At 67.0% G+C, this 19,143-nt stretch carries 17 protein-coding genes; 5 read left to right on the forward strand and 12 right to left on the reverse strand.

All coding sequences use genetic code 11. The features are described from left to right. The first annotated feature begins 44 nt into the window (after positions 1-44). Entirely contained in the window at positions 45-635 is a 591-nt protein-coding gene (locus BMZ21_RS08075; RefSeq protein WP_091831656.1) for an Ivy family c-type lysozyme inhibitor, read from the forward strand. Between the two features lie 79 nt (positions 636-714). Here BMZ21_RS08075 and BMZ21_RS08080 read toward each other — a convergent pair whose 3' ends face one another. Beyond that, positions 715-2,193: an ICP22 family protein gene (locus tag BMZ21_RS08080; RefSeq protein WP_091831658.1), complete on the reverse strand. Its 1,479-nt coding sequence runs from the start codon at positions 2,191-2,193 to the stop codon at positions 715-717. 282 nt (positions 2,194-2,475) lie between these two features. Between BMZ21_RS08080 and BMZ21_RS08085 the strand changes: the two genes are divergently transcribed. Next, on the forward strand, positions 2,476-3,075 hold the full coding sequence (locus BMZ21_RS08085; RefSeq protein WP_091831660.1) for a superoxide dismutase: 600 nt from the start codon (positions 2,476-2,478) through the stop codon (positions 3,073-3,075). A 62-nt stretch (positions 3,076-3,137) separates the two neighbouring features. Here the strand turns inward: BMZ21_RS08085 and BMZ21_RS08090 are convergent, their stop codons facing one another. Both BMZ21_RS08090 and BMZ21_RS08095 read right to left on the reverse strand, forming a co-directional pair. After that, the gene (locus BMZ21_RS08090) at positions 3,138-4,844 is read right to left on the reverse strand and encodes a methyl-accepting chemotaxis protein (protein WP_208862233.1); all 1,707 of its coding nucleotides are present in this window, start codon (positions 4,842-4,844) and stop codon (positions 3,138-3,140) included. A gap of 126 nt (positions 4,845-4,970) precedes the next feature. Further along, positions 4,971-5,798, reverse strand: a complete 828-nt coding sequence (locus BMZ21_RS08095) for a ChbG/HpnK family deacetylase (protein ID WP_091831664.1) — start codon at positions 5,796-5,798, stop codon at positions 4,971-4,973. Positions 5,799-6,039: 241 nt separating this feature from the next. Here BMZ21_RS08095 and BMZ21_RS08100 point away from each other — a divergent pair, with 241 nt between their 5' ends. Beyond that, positions 6,040-7,047, forward strand: coding sequence for a glycosyltransferase family 2 protein (locus BMZ21_RS08100; protein ID WP_091832409.1), 1,008 nt, complete (start codon positions 6,040-6,042; stop codon positions 7,045-7,047). A gap of 88 nt (positions 7,048-7,135) precedes the next feature. After that, on the forward strand, positions 7,136-8,662 hold the full coding sequence (gene murJ / locus BMZ21_RS08105) for a murein biosynthesis integral membrane protein MurJ (protein WP_091831666.1): 1,527 nt from the start codon (positions 7,136-7,138) through the stop codon (positions 8,660-8,662). A 279-nt stretch (positions 8,663-8,941) separates the two neighbouring features. Here the strand turns inward: murJ and BMZ21_RS08110 are convergent, their stop codons facing one another. The 3 genes from BMZ21_RS08110 to BMZ21_RS08120 all read right to left on the reverse strand — a co-directional run bounded on the left by BMZ21_RS08110 (position 8,942) and on the right by BMZ21_RS08120 (position 11,020). Continuing rightward, complete coding sequence (locus tag BMZ21_RS08110) at positions 8,942-9,808, reverse strand: branched-chain amino acid aminotransferase (RefSeq protein WP_091831668.1); 867 nt, start codon at positions 9,806-9,808, stop codon at positions 8,942-8,944. A gap of 176 nt (positions 9,809-9,984) precedes the next feature. Next, entirely contained in the window at positions 9,985-10,302 is a 318-nt protein-coding gene (locus tag BMZ21_RS08115; RefSeq protein WP_091831670.1) for an AzlD family protein, read from the reverse strand. Then, positions 10,289-11,020: an AzlC family ABC transporter permease gene (locus BMZ21_RS08120; protein ID WP_091831672.1), complete on the reverse strand. Its 732-nt coding sequence runs from the start codon at positions 11,018-11,020 to the stop codon at positions 10,289-10,291. Before BMZ21_RS08120 ends, BMZ21_RS08115 begins: the two co-directional genes overlap by 14 nt. A 125-nt stretch (positions 11,021-11,145) precedes the next feature. On the opposite strand from BMZ21_RS08120, the gene BMZ21_RS08125 reads away from it, so the two are divergent. After that, a complete protein-coding gene (locus BMZ21_RS08125; protein WP_091831674.1) occupies positions 11,146-11,760 on the forward strand; it encodes a 4'-phosphopantetheinyl transferase family protein in 615 nt (204 codons plus the stop codon). 4 nt (positions 11,761-11,764) lie between these two features. Here the strand turns inward: BMZ21_RS08125 and BMZ21_RS08130 are convergent, their stop codons facing one another. The 6 genes from BMZ21_RS08130 to BMZ21_RS08155 all read right to left on the reverse strand — a co-directional run bounded on the left by BMZ21_RS08130 (position 11,765) and on the right by BMZ21_RS08155 (position 19,121). Then, entirely contained in the window at positions 11,765-12,508 is a 744-nt protein-coding gene (locus BMZ21_RS08130; protein WP_091831676.1) for a TerC family protein, read from the reverse strand. 19 nt (positions 12,509-12,527) lie between these two features. Then, entirely contained in the window at positions 12,528-13,232 is a 705-nt protein-coding gene (locus BMZ21_RS08135) for a TerC family protein (protein WP_244543745.1), read from the reverse strand. A 72-nt stretch (positions 13,233-13,304) separates the two neighbouring features. Beyond that, positions 13,305-14,384, reverse strand: a complete 1,080-nt coding sequence (locus BMZ21_RS08140) for a tartrate dehydrogenase (protein WP_091831678.1) — start codon at positions 14,382-14,384, stop codon at positions 13,305-13,307. Continuing rightward, on the reverse strand, positions 14,381-15,283 hold the full coding sequence (locus BMZ21_RS08145) for an alpha/beta fold hydrolase (protein WP_091831680.1): 903 nt from the start codon (positions 15,281-15,283) through the stop codon (positions 14,381-14,383). Before BMZ21_RS08145 ends, BMZ21_RS08140 begins: the two co-directional genes overlap by 4 nt. Positions 15,284-15,513: 230 nt before the next feature. Beyond that, positions 15,514-17,937 carry a phenylalanine--tRNA ligase subunit beta gene (pheT, locus tag BMZ21_RS08150; protein ID WP_091831682.1) on the reverse strand — a complete coding sequence of 808 codons (2,424 nt, stop codon included), beginning with the start codon at positions 17,935-17,937 and terminating at the stop codon, positions 15,514-15,516. Next, the gene (locus BMZ21_RS08155; RefSeq protein WP_091831684.1) at positions 17,934-19,121 is read right to left on the reverse strand and encodes a glycosyltransferase; all 1,188 of its coding nucleotides are present in this window, start codon (positions 19,119-19,121) and stop codon (positions 17,934-17,936) included. Before BMZ21_RS08155 ends, pheT begins: the two co-directional genes overlap by 4 nt. Between the last annotated feature and the right edge of the window lie 22 nt (positions 19,122-19,143).

Consider the following 19,143-nt stretch of genomic DNA (forward strand, 5'->3'; position numbering starts at 1 on the left):
GCGCAGTTCCTGCCCGGAAGTGCCATGCCGAGCATCGTCTGGACATGGTGCCGGGCGCATGCATCATCTGCGAAGACTTCAGCCCAGCTCAGGCCCGCTCCATGCTTCGATTCATAGCGATCCTGCTGACATGCCTTTTTCCGGCGGCGGCGTTTTCCCAGGAGCATCCATCCGATCTGATGAAGGAACCCTGGATCAAGGCGAAATGGACGCAAGCGATCAAGGGGGCCAGCTTCAAGAAATGGGACCAATGGATTCCGGGTCTGGGCGGCGTGGGATCGGCTCCGGTCGTCATGCGGGATGCGTCGGGGAAAAGCTGGACAGTTGCCGAGCTGTGCCAGCCGCACGACTGCGGCGACAACAAGCTGGTCGTGATCATCGACCGGCAGAGTCGCGGAATCTGGGGCATGCAGTTGACGGTCAACCCCGTCACCCGCAGATATTTCGGTGGCCCGGACGGTGACATGAAGGCGCTGCTGGAAGCCGCGCTCAAGGGCAGCCTGGCCAATGTGGGAGCCCGCGGCCCCGCCACCGTGACACCTCCGGACGCATCGGCCGCCCAGAATGGGCCGACACACGGTGACAGCGACGAAGCCGTCCTCACGGCGCAGCCGGGTGCTGCGACGTCCCGCTAAGCACCTTAGCGTAGGAATCCGATGCTTCGACGAAGGTGATCGCCGTCCGATTAAGGACGAACGGCAATCTGATGCGGATTCAGGCGGATGATACACCCGGTTCGAGCCGCGATTTCTCACTGGCGAGATAGGTCTTCAACTCGTCCATCGAGGCGAAGACATAGTCGCCATCCGGCGTGCGGGCATGGATCGAGCCGTCGGCAAACATGGTGAACTGCGTCTCGCCGACCTGATAGGCGCCGATCACCCCCTCGTTTGACGCCGCCGGCTCTTCGTCCGGCTGAGCCTCGTCCGGCTCGGCTTCGGCCGCTGATGGCTCGGCTGTGTCGACAGACGTTTCGTCCACCGTCGCAAGCGCTGACTCGGCAGCCAACTCCGGCTCCGGTTCGGCCTGCGAAGGCTCATCCACCAGGGGAGCGGGCTCGACCTTCGCCTCCTCAGACGGCGCCTTCTCGGCGACCTCGGCCTCGACTTCGCGCAGGGCACCGGGATCGCGCGGCTGCGTCACCGGCGGCCAGGGCCGCGGCGCTATCCAGCTCTCGGCTGCATCGCTGTCATCACGGTCGCGCCGCGGCGGCGCGACCTCCGGCGCATTGACGACCCCGGCGAGCTGATCGCGCAGCGCGTTGAATTCGTCGTCGACCGATGAGGACGATTCCGACCGCGCGGAGTGATCGATGCGCGGCCACCACAGCTGGTCCTCAGAACTCGGCGCAGGCGCGGTCTGCGGCTTGGGGGCATCGTCGCGCTCGTCCTCGCCCAGCCCGGCTTCGGGCTCATCCACCGCGGCATCCGGTTCGGCGGTGTCATCGACCTTCTCGTCAGTCGGGTGCGAGGCCTCGTCGATATCGACGGTGTCCAGGGGCTTGCGCTTGTCCTGCGGGTCCTCGGCCTTCTCGTCCGCCTCACCGTTTCCGTCCCGCTCGTCCGGGCGAACATCCGCGGGGGCGAGATCGAACACCGGCGCGACCGGCGGCAAAAGCCAGTCATCGATGTCGCCGGCCGTGGCGGCGGGCGACTGGGGTGGTTCGGCGAGGACGGTCGAGAGCGGCTCGGCGCGAGCGGAACGGGCTCCGTCGTCGCCCTCTGCCCTTTCGGTTGCGTCCGCCGCCTCGATTGCTTTCTTCTCGTCGGGGTTATCCTCAGCCTTGCCGAGGCTGGTCAGCGCACCGACCACTGCAGCAGCACCGGCTCCGGCCGCCAGCGTGGTCGCGATGCCGATAGAACCGGCATCGGGCGCCGGCGCCTTCTCGAGCACGGGCTCCGCAGGCGAAGGCGCGGTGGCCGGCGCCGGACGCTCGGCGAGACGCGGCTCGGAGACACGCGGCTCGGACAGTGCCACCGCCGCCATGGCGCCGCTGACCAGCCCCTTGAGACGGCGGACCTCGGCGAGAACCGCCGCGAGCGCGAGCAGGATCAAGCCGGCGACCACCGACAGTCCTCCGAGGATGACCTCAGTGAAGCCACTCTCCAGGACGCGATATGGCCAGCCATCGACTATGGCATAGGCACCGCCCGCCAGCAGCGCGAACCCGAGAACCACGAAAAGCCTGACCAACGCTTGCTCCTTTGGGGCGAGACGAGCTGCGACAGCTTGCCGCCTCGGCGGTTAACCTATCGATACCATCCGGTATTGCCAACCAAACGGCCTGCGCCGGCCCTCCCAACGGAACGCTGGCTGGCCGTGCCGGATTTCTCGGGCCACGGCGGTTGCCGCTGCCGGCCGAGGGGCTTAACTAACAGGCGAATGGCGGGTGTTCCGCCGGGCAATCATTGCCCAAGCGTTGCGTCATTGCAGCCATTCTCACGTCGCGATTTCGACAGCCCAAGGAGAGGCCCCATGTCCTTTACCCTGCCCGATCTTCCCTATGCGCATGACGCCCTCCAGCCCTTTATGTCGAAGGAGACGCTGGAGTACCACCACGACAAGCATCACCTCGCCTATGTCAACAACGGCAACAACGCGATCAAGGGCACCGAATTCGAGGGCAAGTCTCTCGAGGAGATCGTCAAGGGCTCCTATGGCAAGAACCCGGCCGTGTTCAACAACGCCGGCCAGCACTACAACCACCTCCATTTCTGGAAGTGGATGAAGCCCAATGGCGGCGGCAAGCTGCCGGGCGCGCTGGAGAAGGCGATCACCGATTCCTTCGGCTCGGTCGACAAGTTCAAGGAAGACTTCGTCGCCGCCGGCGTCGGCCAGTTCGGCTCCGGCTGGGCCTGGCTCGAGGTCAAGGGCGGCAAGCTCGCCGTCAGCAAGACCCCGAACGGCGAGAGCCCGCTGGTCCATGGCGGCACGCCTATCCTCGGCGTCGACGTCTGGGAGCACTCCTACTACATCGACTACCGCAATCGCCGCCCGGACTATCTCAAGGCTTTCCTGGAGAGCCTGGTGAACTGGGACTACGTCGCCGAGCTCTATGACGGCGCCAAGGCCTGATCGTCACATCGATCAATGAAGACGGACGGGGCCCTGCGGGCCCCGTTTCGTTTGGTCAAAGCTCAAGCCGCTACGCGCTTGAGGAACTGGTCGACTGTCGAATCGAGCCGCATCGCCTGGGCCGAGACCTCACCGGCCGCCTGGCGGACCTGCTCGGCAGACCGGCCGGTCTCCTCGACGCTGTCGGCCAACACGCTGAGATCACTCGACACGGAGAGGGCCGAGGAGCTCGCCATCGCGACGCCGCTGGCGATCTCGCCGGTGGCGATCGCCTGCTGCTCGATCGAGGTCGCGACCGAATTGGCGAAGCTCTCGATCGCGCCCATACGGGTAGCGATATTCTGGATCGCGTCGACGACCTCGGTGGTCGCGCCCTGGATCGCCCCGACCTGGCTGACGATTCGATCGGTGGCGTCGGCGGTCTGGGAGGCCAGGCTCTTCACCTCTGCCGCGACCACCGCGAAGCCGCGACCTGCCTCGCCGGCGCGCGCTGCCTCGATCGTCGCGTTGAGTGCCAGGAGGTTGGTCTGCGCCGCGATGTCGCGGATGAGGTTGACGACTTCGCCGATCGCCCGCGCCGTCTCGTCCAGCGCCTGGACCGAGCCGGCCGTGTCGCGGGAGGCCGAGGCCGCCTCGACGATCTCGGTGCGGACGCGGCGGACCTGAAACTCGACCTCGCGGATCGCCGCGCCCATTTCCTCGGCCGCCTGGGCGGCGTTCTCGACATTGGCCGACGCGCCTTGCGAATTCTGGGCGGCGCGAGCGGCGCGTTCGGACGACTCCGCCGCGACCCGCGCCAGGCCGTCCGAAGCCTCGCCCATCCGGTCGGCATTGCTCTTGAAGGCCTCGAGCGCGACGCCGACCTCGCCGCGGAACAAGGCGATGGCCTCCTCGACATGCTTCTGGTGGCGATGACGGTCCGCCTCGGTCGTCAATTGCTGCTGCTGCAGGCTCGCCCGCTCGGCGAGGCGCAGCTTGAGCACGCCGAGCGCCCTGGCGATCGCCCCGATCTCGTCCTGGCGGCCAACAGCGTCGATCGGCGTGTCGAGCTTGCCGTCGGAGATGCCGACGATCGCGCGGGTCATGCTCTTCAGCGGCCGCATGGTCCGCGACAGCGAGATCCAGAGCAGCGGCCCGAGCACGACGAGCAGGGCGATGCCGATCCCGATCGTCAGGAACTGCTCCCAGGCCGCGCGGGCGACGAGCCGGGTCTTGTCGAAGCGCAGCGCGACATAGCCGATCTGCTTCTTGAAGCTGCCGACCTTCACCGAGAGCAGCTGCGTCACATAGGTCTTGTCCTCAAGCCGCAGCGTGTCCTGCTCGCCGACGAGATTCCAGGCTTCCCGGCCGAGCTGCCGGCCGAGCCCGTTCGGGGTGAACGATAGCCGCGCCTCGTCATTGCGCCCGGCCGAAGCGAGCGCGACCAAATCGTCAGCGACGAAACCCGCATCGAAATCGGGATCGCGCTTCAGCGATTCCAGGATGTAGGTCAGGGTGATGGTGTCGCGCGCCAGGATCATCGGCGGCGCGGCATGGGCGATCATCGCTGTCAGCGCCGCCATCTTCTGCTCGAGATCGCCGCGCGTCTTGGTCTCGTTGTAGCGGGAGGCGGCAATGACGACGAAAGCAATCGCGATGGCGACGATGGCGACCGCAGCCCCGGCGATCCGGCTGCTGAGCGAGCGCGTCACCCTCTCGACCTGGCCGAGCTGCGGCACGGCCACATGCGATCGCGGAGCCCGCGACTGAAACCAGGCCATCACGCTCATCTTCCCACGGACTCCAGACACCGACATTCCCAGGCTGCCGGGACCGTCACTCCGCAAGGTGAACGGACGGGGTAAATTTTCGATTGCAGTCGACGCATCCCGCGCGCGCAGCGACAAGATCTCAGGTCAGGCAATGTCCGCGAAACGGCCTATCCGCAGGCCCGGCGGGGCGAACGCCATCAGCGCCGCATGTTCGAGCGGGCGCGTCGCGACGACAGGATCGAGCGCGACGAGCTCGTCGTCGACATGGCCGGGATGGCACATCACCAGATGCGCCGGCCCCGGCCGGATGAGGAAGGCCTCGAGATCGTCAGCGAAATCGCGCTCGGGATCGAAAGGCGAGAAACCGGAGAAGCCGCGATTGGTCGGAATGCCGCGTCGGGCTGCGGCCCGGCGCAGCCCCATGGCGAGCCCGGCGACGGTCAGCGCCTTGCCGACCGCGATGCCGCGGGCCCGGATCGCCGCGATCGAATCGGAGGGATCGCGCAGATAGACCGAGCCGGCGGGATAGCGCGCAGCCAGCGCGTCGAGCACCTGATGGCGGACGCCGGGCAGGACATGGACGTGCTGGTGGCCGTCGACAAAATCGGGCGCCCGGCCGAGATGCTGCTCGAAGGCGTCGAGCTGGCGGGCGATCTCGGCCGTAATCTCGGCACGCGCCGCGCCGGAGCGCAGCGCCAGCGGCGCGAGCCCGCCGAGCCTCGGCAGGGTGCCTGACGGCGCGACGGTCGGCATCGGCGAGAGCGGGGCGGCGCAGGTCAGATTAAGGTGAAGGCCGAGATCGGCTCGGCCGGAAAAGGCCGCAAGCTCGCCGGCAAGGCGCGGCCAGTGCGGCCGGTTGGTCATCGCCCCCGTGGCCGAGAGCCTGCCGGCGGCGAGCAGCTCCAGGATCGAGCGGCTGACACCCTCGGTCATGGCGAAATCATCGGCGCAGAGCACGAAGCTGCGGGTCATGCCGGCTGTTACCCCCTATTCATCAGCGCTGGTATATGGAGCCTGCGGTTGGTTCCACAGCCCTAGAGCCCGTTCCGATCAGCTTGCATCGCAAGCTGATCGGTAAAACGGTCTCTAAACTAGAAATGAGAGACGGATTCACCAATCAGATTGACTCAATCTGATTGGCCCCGGCTCTAGCCGAGCAACGAAGGTCCCGAAAGCCTTGTCCGCGATTGCGCCCAGCTCCGCCTCCGCCACGATGCCGGCCCTCGCTCCACGGCCGGAGCTCTCGATCGTGGTGCCGGTCTACAACGAGGCCGACAATCTCGCGCCGCTGATCGCGCGGCTCGAGCCGATCCTCGACGCCCATGTCGCTTCCTGGGAGATCGTCTGCGTCGACGACGGCAGCCGCGACGGCACGCTGGCGGCGCTACGGGCCCTCAACGCGCAGGACAGCCGGATCCAAGCCATCTCGTTCAGCCGCAATTTCGGCAAGGAAGTCGCAATCGCCGCCGGGCTCGACCATGCCAATGGCGACGCCGTGGTGATCATGGATGCCGATCTGCAGCATCCGCCGGAGGTGATCCCCGCCTTCCTGGCGAAATGGCGCGAGGGTTTCCTCAATGTCTACGGCCAACGCACCGACCGCGAAGGCGAGAGCGCGCTGAAGCGCAATTTCGCCAAGGCGTTCTACAAGCTCTTCGCCAGCTTCGGCGAGACCGAGCTGCCGGAGGGCGCCGGCGATTTTCGTCTGCTCGACCGGCGCGTGGTCGAGGCGCTGCGGGCGCTGCCCGAGCGGGCGCGGTTCTCGAAGGGTCTCTATGCCTGGGTCGGCTTCCGGGCGACCGGCGTGCCCTTCGCGGTCGCCGACCGCGCCCATGGCGAGAGCAAGTTCCGCTTTCGCAAGCTGTTCAGCTTCGCCTTCGATGGAATCTCCTCGTTCTCGACCGTGCCGCTCAAGATTGCGACCTGGCTCGGCGTGCTGATCGCTATCGTAGCGACCCTGACGGGCCTGTATTTCATGGTCCGGACGCTGCTCTTCGGCACCGACCTGCCAGGCTTTCCCTCGCTGATCGTCTCGATCATGTTCTTCTCCGGGATCCAGCTGATCTCGCTCGGGATGATCGGCGAATATGTCGGGCGCATCTTCGCCGAGGTGAAGCGCCGGCCGCTCTATCTGGTCGGCGAGCGGGTCGGATTCGACAGGCAGGACAACACCCAACCGCGCGGCGGTGAGCTGCCGCCCGGGATCGGGCAGGCGCCATAGCAAGCCCAGTGCTGGACCATCTTCCGCGACGCAGCTATGCGGCTACCTGCAAAGGGGAGCGCCGACCGTGGCGGGCCCGAGTGGCGCGATGCTGAGAAAGATCCTCTCCGTCAGCGGCTTCACGCTGCTCTCGCGGCTGTCCGGTTTCCTCCGCGACACCGTGCTGGCGGCAACGCTCGGCGTGAGCGGGCTGATGGACGCCTTCTCGGTGGCCTTGCGCCTGCCGAACCATTTCCGCGCCATCTTCGGCGAAGGCGCCTTCAACCAGGCCTATATCCCGGCCTATAGCCGCATCCGCGAGCAATCGGGCGAAGCCGCCGCAGCACAGTTCTCGAACCGCGTCTTCTCGCTCAACCTCCTCGTCCAGCTCGTCCTGGCGGGGCTCGCCATCCCGTTCATGCCGGAGCTGGTCCGGCTGCTGGCGCCCGGCTTCGCTGGCGATCCCGCCCGCTTCGACCTCGCGGTGACGCTGACGCGGATCACCTTCCCCTATCTGCTCTTCGTCACGCTGGTGACGCTGCTCTCGGCCAATCTCAACGCCGTCGATCGCTTTGCCGCGGCGGCCGCCGCCCCGATCCTGTTGAATGTCTGCCTGATCGGGGCGCTCTTCGTCGCCTTCCTGTTCCCGAGCGCGGCCCATGCCGCCGCCTGGGGCGTCGCCGTCGCCGGCTTGCTGGAATGGCTGCTGCTCTGGATCGCGGCGCGGCAGGCGGGCGTGTCGGCGGCACTGACCCGGCCGCGCCTCGATGGCGAGGTCAAGGGCTTCTTCAAGGCCTTCGGACCGGCGGTGATCGGCTCGGCCGGCGTGCAGATCGCCCTGTTCGCCGACACGATCATCGCCTCGCTGCTGCCGGCGGGCGCCTATTCGGCGCTGTACTATGCCGAACGTCTCTACCAGCTGCCTCTCGGCGTGATCGCGATCGGTGTCGGCACGGTGCTGCTGCCGACGATGAGCCGCGCCATCGCCAACGGTAACGAAGCCAAGGCGGAAGCAGCGCAGAACCGCGCGATCGCGCTGACCCTGGTCGCTGCCGCGCCCTTCGCCGCCGCCTTCCTCGCCATTCCCGAATTGATCGTCGCGGCCCTGTTCGAGCGCGGCCGCTTCGACGATGCGGCGACGCAGGCTGCCGGCGCCGTGCTGTTCGCCTATGCGATCGGCCTGCCGGCGATCGTGCTGATCCGCGCCCAGGTCTCGAGCTTCCAGGCGCGCGGCGACACGACGACGCCGATGCTGGTCTCGCTCGCGGCCATTGCCGCCAATGTCGGGCTGAAGCTGCTGCTCTGGCGCAGCCATGGCGCGCCCGGCCTCGCCTTCGCCACTGCCGTCGGCGCCTGGATCAATCTCGGCGCGCTCTACGGCCTGGCGCTGAAACGCGGCTGGACCAACCCCGATCGCGCCTTGCCGCTGCTGATCGTCATCGTCGGCGTCGCTGCCGGCCTTGCCGCGCTGGTCGCCCGGCTGCTGGCCGAACCGCTCTACGGGCTGCTCATCGGGTTCCCTGTCGAGCCACGCCTGATCGCACTCGCCATCCTCAGCCTCGTCGCGGCAGGGATCTATGGCGTCGTGGCGCTTGGGGGATTGAGATCGGCTGGGCTCTGGCGGCTTCTGCGCTAGCAGCCGCCGTCATTCCGGGATTTCGCTCAGCGAAAGGCCCGGAACCCATGACCACGACGCGGCTCCCGTACGTCATGCTCGCCCTCGTGGCGAGCATCCAGGTTTTGAACACCACATGTGGTCAGCGTGAAAAAGACGTGGATGGTCGGGACAAGCCCGACCATGACGAAGGGGTCGTGTTCATGGGTTCCGGGCTCAGGCCTTCGGCCTGCCCCGGAAAGACCGCGTGGTTCAGCCGGCGATCGATCCTACGCCCGCGTTCAGCCGGGCCATCAGGCCTCAGGCGCCCTTGCTGTGGGCGAACTCCATGTAGAGTTCCCGTGCCTTGCGGAACATCGGGCCAGGTTGCAGCTCGCGATCGTCGATCTTGTAGATCGGCATCACCTTCGAATAGTTGCCGGAGGAGAAGATCTCGTCGGCCTGCTCGAAATCCTCATAGCGCAGCGTCGTCTCCTCGACGGCGACGCCGGCCTGGCGCAGCAGGGCGATGGTACGCTGGCGGGTGATGCCGTTGAGGAAGGTACCGTTCGGGGCTGGCGTCTTCACCACGCCGTCCTTGGCGAGGAAGATGTTGGAGGTGCCGGTCTCGGCGACATTGCCGAGCATGTCGAGCACCAGCGCGTTGTCGAAGCCCCTGGCCTTGGCCTCGCGCAGCACGCGGGCATTGTTGGGATAGAGGCAGCCGGCCTTGGCGTCGGTCGGGGCGTTCTCCAGGGTCGGGCGGCGGAACGCGCCCTTGGTCACCGAAAAACCCTTGCCGGGATCGCCCATCGCAGCCTCGAACAGGCAGAGCGCGAACTGGGTCGACTCGGGGTCGCCGATTATGGTGGACGGACCGTCGGCCTCGGCCCAGTACATCGGCTTGATGTAGAGCGCGGTGCCTCCCGCGAACTTCTTCACGCCTTCGGCGGTCTTGGCGACAATCTCCTCGGCCGAGACGGTCGGCTTCAGGCCGAGCGCGAGTGCGGAGCGGTTCACGCGTGCCGCATGCCGGTCGAGATCGGGCGAGACGCCGTCGAAATGGCGGGCGCCGTCGAAGACGCAGGAGGCCTGCCAGGCGGCGTGGGTGCGCGGCCCCATGATGCCGGGATTGCCCTCGCGCCACTCACCGTCGAACCAGGTCCATGTCTGCGAATACCAGGCCATCATGCGCTCCAATCGCCAGTGCTTCTGGCCGGCACCGTCTGCCGCAGGCAGGGCGACGTCAACATGCCCGCCGCATGCCGATGAACGATTGCTGTGATGGATGCGATCGTAGCCGGTGATGGATCGCGGCGGCAGGCGCAGCTTCGTTCACAGGCCTGCGCGATCGCGGCCGAGGCTCAAAAGCCCGCAGCTCGCACCAGAGAGACGACTACCATGCCGGTCACGAGCGCCAGCAGTTCGCTGCGCCTGATCACCATGCTGGCGATCGCGGCCAGCAAAGCGAGCCCGGCGGCGAGGCCGAGGCGCTCGATCAGCGGCAGCACGGTCGCGACCACGATCGAGCCCGGCAGGGCGGCGAGCCCGCGCCGCACCCGCGGCGTCAGCGGGATGAAGCTCATCAGCACGACGCCGGAGATGCGGCAGAGATAGGTCGCCAGCGCCATGCCGAGGATGGCGAGATAGGGCCCCCAGCTTCCCGGTTCAGGCGGGGTCATCGAGCAAGGCCCCCGCCACGGCGCCGGAGAGCGCGCCGACGATGATGAAGGCATAGCCGTCGACCAGCCGCGCGGTGACCAGCGCGACGACGCCGGCGATGATCCAGGGCAGCATCGCGCGCTTGCCGCGCCAGAGCGGCACGATCATCGCCGCGAAGAAGATCGGCATGACCATGTCGATGCCGTATCTGCGGGGGTCGGCGACGAGGGTGCCGAGCAGGTAGCCCGGGACGGTCATGGCGACCCAGAGGACCCAGAGCGCAAGGCCGGCGCCAAGGACGACACCGAGATCGCGGCCGCCCTCGCCATGGTAGCGCGTGCCGACCAGCCAGTTGGCATCGGTGAAGAAGGAGAGCTGGAAGGCGGTCACGAACCAGGGATAGCGCGAGAACCAGGGCTGCAGCGACGCCGCCTGCAGGATTGTGCGGGCGTTGACCGTCGCCGTCACGAAGGCCAGCGCGACGATCGCCCCCCAGGTCCATTCCGGCCGCCAGAGCTCCATCGCCACGAGCTGGGAGACGCCGGCATAGACCAGCGCGCTCATCAGCACCGCCTCGAACAGGGTGAGGCCCTTGGCCGAGGCGGCAGCGCCGAAGGCGACGGCGAAGACGATCACGCCCGGCATAAGCACCGAGACGCGGCGCAGGCCGAGCCGCATGCCGGCGAGGGTGAGCTGGGCCGCGGCCGGCGGGTCGGAATTGTCGTCGGAGGAAGGCATGCGTCCTCGAACCGGTTTCATTGGCTCACGTCAACATCTTGCAAGCTCCGGGCCTCCATGAGCGCCGCGCAGGGCGGGCCGACCCTCTCCTTTTTCACGCGAGCATGCTGCTCTAGAACCGCGATATGCTCTGGCTCTCCTCCATCGATCAGACCGCCCCTGCCCTGCCCGCAGCCTGGCTGATCGCGACGCAGGCGCAACCTGCGAATCTGCCCGAGCGCTCGGCGTTGCGACGCTCACTCGCCCGCACGCTGCTGGCCCGCCAGTTCGGCCTAGCGGAAGCTGCTGTCGAGATCGGGCATGAGCCCGCAGGACGCCCGCTGATCCTTCGCCCGCGCGCCTCAGGCCTGCACCTGTCGCTCGCAACGCGCGCGGGCCTTGTCGCGATAGCCTTGGCGCATCACTCGGTCGGCATCGATGTCGAGCGGGTCGCACTCGCGAGCGAGCCGCCGTTCGCCATGCTGCATCCGGACGAGCAGCTCTGGCTGGAGAGCCTGCCCGCCTCTGCAAGGCCGCTGGCTTTCGCCCAGCTCTGGAGCGCGAAGGAAGCCTATGTGAAGGCGCTCGGCACCGGCTTCGCGCGGGAACCAGAGAGTTTTTCGGTGCAACTCGACGGCGCCGAGCGCTTCACCGTCAACGATGACGAGACTGGCCGCCGAGCCGCCGGGGTCATCCGCCTCACGAAAAGCGGCGGCCATGAAAGCATGGCCGCCGCGTTCATCATTCTCGATCGAGCCTGATTGTTCAGCCGGGCTGGTCGACCGGCTTCTTCTTCAGGACATAGCCGGCGACGACGACGATCAGCGCGCCGAGAGTCGCCGCCGTATAGAACGGCACCTTGGCGGGCAGGAGACCGATCGGGTTGGTGTCGGAGACCGGCACGCTCACCACCCAGTTCGGCATGTTCGCCTGCAGCCACTGCAGCACCGCCAGGTCACCAAGCAGCATCTCGCCGGCGATCCAGCCGAGCAGCGCCGCGCCGAGCCAGATCAGGATCGGGAAGCGCTCGAGAACCGTCGAGAGCAGGCGGGCGCCGTAGACGATCAGCGGGATCGTCAGCAGCAGGCCGAAGATGAAGAGCTCGAAATGACCGCGGGCCGCGGCTGCGATGGCGAGGACGTTGTCAAGGCTCATCACCGCATCGGCGATGGCGATGGTGCGCACCGCCTTCCACAGGTTGTCGGAGGCCTGGATGTCGCCATGCGCCTCTTCCTCGCCCTTGGCGAGCTTGATCGCGATCCAGAACAGCAGGAGCGCGCCGACGACCTTCAGGAAGGGGACGGCGAGCAGGTAGGTGACGACCACCGCGAAAAGGATGCGCAGGCCGACAGCAGCGCCGGCGCCGAGCAGGATGCCGACCTTCCGCTGCTTCTCCGGCAGCGAGCGCACCGCGAGGGCGATGACGACCGCATTGTCGCCCGAGAGCAGAAGGTCGATCCAGATGATCTGGAGCAATGATGTCCAGAAGGCTGAAGATGAGAAATCCATAGGTCGGTCAGTCCCTGTCTTAAAGGGCCGGATCTGGCCGGCGTTGCTTGAGGAAATAGCCAAGGCCGAGCACCAGAACGGCACCCAGGATCGCGGCGGGATATTCGAGCTGGTGTGCCAGCGTCTCGCCGAGCTTGCCGATCAGCCAGGGATCGGTCTCGAACATCTCACCCGCGACCCAGCCGAGCAGGCCGGCGCCGGCCCAAACCAGGATCGGGAAACGGGTCAGCAGCGAGGTGATGAGCGAGGCGCCAAGCACGATCAGCGGGATCGAGATGATCAGGCCGCCGACGAGCAGCGGGATCGAATCCTTGGCGACGGCGGCGATGGCGAGCACGTTGTCGAGGCTCATGACGATGTCGGCGATGGCGACGGTCTGCACCGCCTTCCAGAGCTTGCTGCTGGCGGCGACAGCGTTCTCGTCGCTCTCGCCATCCTCGATGATCAGCTTGACCGCGATCCAGACGAGCAGCAGCGCACCGATGATGTGCAGGAACGGCATGTTGAGGAGGGAGGCGATCAGCACCGTGAAGACGACGCGCAGCAGTACGGCGACGCCGGCGCCGAGCGCGATGCCCTTGGCGCGCTGCTCGGGTGCCAAAGCCCGGCAGGCGAGCGCGATCACCACCGCATTGTCACCCGACAGCACGATGTTGAGCGCGATGATCTCGAAGAGCTTGCCCCAGAGAGCGGCGTCGAGCAGCGAAAACGTCAGATCAGGCACCTTGGTCCCCTCCTTAAGTCTTACGTCTTTTTCGGCGCCGACCACTGCTTGTGGTCAGCGCGGGCGTCGTCGTCAAGCCAGCGCCTGCTCGATCGCCTTGCCGGCAGCCTCGGTATTGAGGCTGCCGCCGAGATCGCGGGTGCGGGTGCGGGCATCGCCAAGCGCGCGCTCGATCGCCGCCTCGATACCCTTGGCCGCCTCGTGCTCGCCGAGATGGTCGAGCATCATGGCCCCCGACCAGATCTGGCCGACGGGATTGGCGATGCCCTGCCCCGCGATATCCGGCGCCGAGCCGTGCACGGGCTCGAACAGGGACGGGAATTCGCCGGTCGGGTTGATGTTCCCCGATGGTGCGATGCCGATCGTGCCGGTGCAGGCCGGACCGAGATCGGAGAGGATGTCGCCGAACAGGTTCGAGGCGACGACCACGTCGAAGCGGTCGGGATTGAGCACGAAATGCGCGGTCAGGATGTCGATATGGTACTGGTCGACCGCGACATCGGGATAGTTCTTCGCCATCTCCTTCACCCGCTCGTCCCAATACGGCATGGTGATCGAGATGCCGTTCGACTTGGTCGCCGAGGTCAGCTTCTTGCGCGGCCGGCGCTGGGCCAGCTCGAAGGCGTATTTGAGCACGCGGTCGACGCCGACGCGGCTCATCACCGTCTCCTGGATGACGATCTCGCGCTCCGTGCCGGCGTACATGCGCCCGCCAACCGAGGAGTACTCGCCCTCGGTGTTCTCACGCACGACGAAGAAGTCGATATCGCCCGGCTTGCGGCCGACCAGCGGCCCGGGCACGCCCGGCATCAGACGAACCGGGCGCAGGTTGACGTACTGGTCGAACTCACGGCGGAACAGCAGCAGCGAGCCCCAGAGCGAGATGTGGTCCGGCACCTGGGCCGGCATGCCGACTGCGCCGAAGAAGATGGCGTCGTGGCCGCCGATCTGCTCCTTCCAGTCGTCCGGCAGCATCTTGCCGTGCTTGGCGTAGTAGTCGCAGGAGGAGAAGTCGAACTCGTCGAAACGCAACTCGAAGCCGTACTGCTTTGCGGCCGCCTCGAGCACGCGCAGGCCCTCGGGCATGACCTCCTTGCCGATGCCGTCACCGGCGATGGCGGCGATGCGGTAGACGCGATTGGTGCGGCTCATGTGTTCTCTCCAAAGAAGGCCGAGAATTCGGCGACGACGAGATCGGGGATCTCCTCCGCCAGATAATGCCCGCCCGGCAGGGCCCGGCCTTGGACGTTTTCCGCGCGCTCGCGCCAGAGAGCGAGCACATCGAAGCACTTTCCGACCGCGCCGCGATCGCCCCACAGCGCCAGCAGCGGGCAAGCGACCTTCTTCCCGCCATCGGCATCGTCATGGGCGATATCGATCGTCGCCGCGGCGCGATAGTCCTCGCAGCTGGCATGGATCATCGCAGGATCGCGGAAGCAGCGCAGATATTCGGCGAGCGCCGCCGGCTCGAACAGCTTCATGTCGGAGGCGCGCCGGCTGGTCCAGTAGAATTCCGGATCGGCCTCGATCATGCGTTCGGGCATCGGCGCCGGCTGAATCAGGAAGAACCAGTGCCAATAGGCGCGGGCGAAGGCATCGGTCGTATCGCGGTACATTTCGCGCGTCGGAGCGATGTCCAGGGTCGCGAGCTTCAGAACACGCTCGCCATGGTCGAGCGCCAGCCGGTGGCCGACGCGAGCCCCGCGATCATGCGAGCCGAGGAAAAATCGGTCATGGCCGAGCGCGGTCGTGACTTCGGCCATGTCCTGCGCCATGGCGCGCTTGGAATAAGGCGCATGATCGGCCGCGCTCGGCGGCTTCTCCGAATCGCCGTAGCCGCGCAGATCCGGGCAGACCAAAGTAAAGCGCTGCGCCAGTTGCGGAGCGATACGCCGCCACATGATGTGCGTCTGCGGATAGCCGTGGAGCAGGAGCAGCGGCGGGCCCTCCCCGCCGGTGCGAACGCGGATGCGCGCACCTGACGTCGTGACGTCGAACAACCGGAAGCCGGGAAACAGATCGTCCGCGACAGGGAGCTCGACCAGCGACATCAGGCCTCACAGATTGCAACAATCAGAGCCGATACCCGGATTTTCAGACGATTTCGTGCGCCGATTATTTCATAATTCTGGTCAATAACGCAGAGCGAGGCGGGCGACTCCCGGCCGTCATTCTCGGGCGTAGCGCAGCGCAGACCCGAGAAACTCGTGACGAGAGGGCGCCGGCTGGCAGCCTTTCCGGCAAGAGATGGTCGGCTCAGGGCCGACCATGACGCAAATTCTTACCCGCGCAACACCGCGCCGTAACGCTTGGCCATCTCGGCAACGATCTTGGCCGCGACGGCCTCGATCTCGGCATCGGTCAGCGTCTTCTGCGTCGGCTGCAGGGTCACCGCCAGCGCCACCGACTTCTTGCCCGGCTCGACGCCCGTGCCCTCGTAGATGTCGAAGACGCTCACCTCGGCAACCAACGCCCGATCGGCATTCTGGGCGCTCCTTGCCATCTCGCCGGCCGCCACCGCCTTGTCGACGATGAAGGCGAAATCGCGCGTCACCGGCTGGAAGTCGGAAAGCGCCAGCTTCGGCTTGACCTTGGTCGGCTTGTACTTGGGCAGGGGCAGCGCATCGAGATGGATCTCGAAGGCGACCAGCGGGCCCTTGACGTCGAGCGCCTTGAGCACGCGCGGATGCACCTCGCCGAAAGCGCCGATTACGCCCTTGGGCCCGAATTGCAGCGTCGCCGAACGGCCGGGATGGGCCCAGGCCGGACCACCGGCGACGACCTGCAGGCCACCGACGGCAATGCCGAGCCCGGAGAGCAGGCCGAGCACATCGGCCTTGGCGTCGAAGGCGTCGACGGTCTTCGCAGCGCCGTCCCAATGACGGCCAGCCCCCTCCAGTTTCGCGGTGCCGCGGCGCAGGCCGGCGGCGGCAATGAGCTGGCCTTCCGGCTCGTCACTTTGGAAGACCTGGCCGACCTCGAACAAAGCGATGTCGCCGAAGCCGCGATCGGCATTGGCCTGGCCTGCGCGGATCAGCCCCGGCAGCAGCGAGGGGCGCATGTCGGAGAGATCGGCTGCGATCGGATTGGCGAGCACCAGTTCGCGCGAGCCGCCGCCGAAGAGCTTGGCGGCATCATGCGAGATGAAGGACCAGGTCACCGCCTCGACCAGCCCGCGGCTGGCGAGCAGGCGCTTGGCCGCGCGGGTACGCTTCTGCAGCACGGTCAGCACCGGCTTGATCACCTCGCCCTTGATCCGCGGCAGCGGCGCCGGGGCGACGCGATCGAGCCCGGCGATGCGCAGGATCTCCTCGACGAGATCGGCCTTGCCCTCGACATCGGCGCGCCAGGACGGCGGCGCGACCTTGACGCGATCACCGGCGCCGGAGACGTGGAAGCCGAGCGAGGTCAGCGCCAGCTTCATCTCGACCACAGGCAGGTCGAGCCCGGTCAGGCGCTTGACCTCGGACCAGGGGAAATCGATGGCGCCAGGACTCTCGGGCAGCTCTCCCGCGAAGACGACCTCGGAGGGTTCGCCGCCGCAGAGCGTCATGATCAACTGCGTGGCCATGTCGAGGCCGGGAAGGGTGAAGTCCGGATCGATGCCGCGTTCGTTGCGGTACCGCGCGTCGGAGTTGATGCCAAGGGTGCGGCCGGTGCGGGCGATGTTGAGCGTGTTCCAGACCGCGCTCTCGATCAGCACGTCGGTGGTGCTCTCGTCGCAGCCGGAATGCTCGCCGCCCATCACGCCGGCAATCGATTCGACGCCGTTGTCGTCGGCGATCGCGACCATGTCGGAGGTCAACGCATAGGTCCGCCCGTCGAGCGCCAGCACCTCCTCGCCATCCCTGGCGCGGCGGACGACGAGGTCGCCCTTGACCTTCGCAGCGTCGAAGACGTGCAGCGGCCGGTTGCGATCGAAGGTCATGAAGTTGGTTATGTCGACCAGCGCGTTGATGGGCCGCAGGCCGATGGCGCGCAGGCGCGCCTGCAGCCATTCCGGCGACGGGCCGTTCTTGACGCCGCGCACCAGCCGGAGCGCGAAGACCGGGCAGAGATTGCGGTCTTCCTCGGCGAAATCGAGCTTGAGCACGACCGGGCACGGGAAGGAGCCGCGCACCGGCTGGACCAGCGGGGTCTTGATCGTGCCGAGGCCGGCGGCGGCGAGGTCGCGGGCGATGCCGGCGACCCCTAGCGCATCGGCGCGGTTCGGCGTCACCGCGATCTCGATCACGGCGTCGTCGAGGCCGGCATAGGTCGCGTAGGGCTGGCCGACCGGCGCATCCTCGGCCAAGTCGATAATGCCGTCGTGATCCTCGGAAATCTGCAGTTCGGCGGCCGAACACAGCATGCCGTTCGACTCGACGCCGCGGATCACGCCCTTGCCGAGGGTGATGTCCTTGCCGGGGATATAGGTGCCGGGCGGAGAGAACACGCTCTTCATGCCGGTGCGGGCATTGGGCGCGCCGCAGACGACCTGGACCGGCTCGCCCGAGCCGGTGTCGACCATGCAGACGCGCAGCCGGTCGGCGTTCGGGTGCTGCTTGGCCTCGATGACATAGGCGATGGTGAAGGCCGAGAGCGCCTTGGCCTTGTCCTCGACGCCCTCGACCTCGAGACCGACACGCGTGAGCGTCTCGGTGATGGTGTCGAGCGATTCGGTGGTGTCGAGATGCTCTTTGAGCCAGGAGAGGGTGAACTTCATGGTCTTCCGTCGCTACGCATCGTGACTGCCGAGAGTGCCGGGACGGCTCGATTGAGCTCGTCCTCGCCATCGGCCTTGATCTTCATGGCATTGCCGCGCCAGCTGACTTCGCGCGCGACGAAGGCATAGGCCCAGATGCCGGGGAAAGCGAGATCGCGCGCCAGGTAGGCGAGCGGCGTCCGCCAGTTCAGGAACCAGCCGACGCTCCTGGCGAGCACGATCTCGCCGGCATACCAGAGCACGAGCACTGCCAGCACACCCAGCCAGGCGGGAAAGCCGAAGCCCGGCGCGCCGAAGCCGGCGAGCACGGCCGGCACCAGCGGCCCGACCAGGATCTCCGGTGCGAAGAAGGGCAGGAAGGTGACGCGGCGCAGGCGCGCCCAGCGGAACTGGCGCTGGACGACATCGCGCAGATTGCGCGGTCCGAGCGGCTGCTCGAAGGGTTGGCCGACGAGATGGATATGCTTGCCGGCCTTGCGCACCAGCTTGGTCGCCGCCGCATCCTCGGCGATTTCCGCTGCGAGCGCGGCGATGCCGCCATTGGCGTCGAGAAAGGGCTTGTTCCAGAGCATCGACTTGCCCTGGGCGAAGCCGAAACCGAGCGCCTCGCCGGCATATTGCCAGCGCGCCTGGAAGGTATTGAGGAAGGCGCACTCGACCTCGGCGCCGAAGCAGCCCGGCCGCGAGCCGGCCGGCGTCGAGCAGACGAGGCCGGTGTCCTCGCGCCAGGAGGCCATCAGCCGCTGGACATAGTCCTTCGGCATCAACACGTTGGAATCGGCGAGGATCACCCAGTCATGACGCGCCGCTTCCCAGCCCTTGACGCAGTTGTTGAGCTTGGGATTGGCGCTGACCGCGACATCGCCGACGATCAGGCGGACGCGATCGGCCCCGTAGATCCCGATCAGCTCCTCGATCAATGGCACGATCGGGTCATGGCCGTCGGCGACGCAGAAGATCGTCTCGTAGTGGGGATAGTCGAGTTCCAGGCCCGAGGTCAGCGTCTCCCGGCTGAAGGTCTCGATGCCGCAGACCGGGCGCACGATCGTCACCGGCGGCGCGAGCTTCTGCAGGCGTGACGGTGCCTGCTTGCGACGCAGGCGCACGAAGGCGACGGCCAAGCACAGCAGATTGGCGGCGACCATTAGCGCCGCGATCAGCCCAGCCCATTGCGCGCCGTTCATGCGTCTCCCCTCAGGGTGAGGT

It is taken from the genome of Allobosea lupini (assembly GCF_900109525.1).
Taxonomy (GTDB): Bacteria; Pseudomonadota; Alphaproteobacteria; order Rhizobiales; family Beijerinckiaceae; genus Allobosea; species Allobosea lupini.

Excerpts from the sequence above, each read along its gene's own strand:
- BMZ21_RS08075 (WP_091831656.1), top strand. The coding sequence starts at position 45 with ATGGTGCCGGGCGCATGCATCATCTGCGAAGACTTCAGCCCAGCTCAG.
- BMZ21_RS08085 (WP_091831660.1), top strand. The coding sequence starts at position 2,476 with ATGTCCTTTACCCTGCCCGATCTTCCCTATGCGCATGACGCCCTCCAG.
- BMZ21_RS08090 (WP_208862233.1), bottom strand. The coding sequence starts at position 4,844 with ATGAGCGTGATGGCCTGGTTTCAGTCGCGGGCTCCGCGATCGCATGTG.
- BMZ21_RS08095 (WP_091831664.1), bottom strand. The coding sequence starts at position 5,798 with ATGACCCGCAGCTTCGTGCTCTGCGCCGATGATTTCGCCATGACCGAG.
- BMZ21_RS08100 (WP_091832409.1), top strand. The coding sequence starts at position 6,040 with ATGCCGGCCCTCGCTCCACGGCCGGAGCTCTCGATCGTGGTGCCGGTC.
- murJ (WP_091831666.1), top strand. The coding sequence starts at position 7,136 with ATGCTGAGAAAGATCCTCTCCGTCAGCGGCTTCACGCTGCTCTCGCGG.
- BMZ21_RS08110 (WP_091831668.1), bottom strand. The coding sequence starts at position 9,808 with ATGGCCTGGTATTCGCAGACATGGACCTGGTTCGACGGTGAGTGGCGC.
- BMZ21_RS08115 (WP_091831670.1), bottom strand. The coding sequence starts at position 10,302 with ATGACCCCGCCTGAACCGGGAAGCTGGGGGCCCTATCTCGCCATCCTC.
- BMZ21_RS08120 (WP_091831672.1), bottom strand. The coding sequence starts at position 11,020 with ATGCCTTCCTCCGACGACAATTCCGACCCGCCGGCCGCGGCCCAGCTC.
- BMZ21_RS08125 (WP_091831674.1), top strand. The coding sequence starts at position 11,146 with ATGCTCTGGCTCTCCTCCATCGATCAGACCGCCCCTGCCCTGCCCGCA.
- BMZ21_RS08130 (WP_091831676.1), bottom strand. The coding sequence starts at position 12,508 with ATGGATTTCTCATCTTCAGCCTTCTGGACATCATTGCTCCAGATCATC.
- BMZ21_RS08140 (WP_091831678.1), bottom strand. The coding sequence starts at position 14,384 with ATGAGCCGCACCAATCGCGTCTACCGCATCGCCGCCATCGCCGGTGAC.
- BMZ21_RS08145 (WP_091831680.1), bottom strand. The coding sequence starts at position 15,283 with ATGTCGCTGGTCGAGCTCCCTGTCGCGGACGATCTGTTTCCCGGCTTC.
- pheT (WP_091831682.1), bottom strand. The coding sequence starts at position 17,937 with ATGAAGTTCACCCTCTCCTGGCTCAAAGAGCATCTCGACACCACCGAA.
- BMZ21_RS08155 (WP_091831684.1), bottom strand. The coding sequence starts at position 19,121 with ATGAACGGCGCGCAATGGGCTGGGCTGATCGCGGCGCTAATGGTCGCC.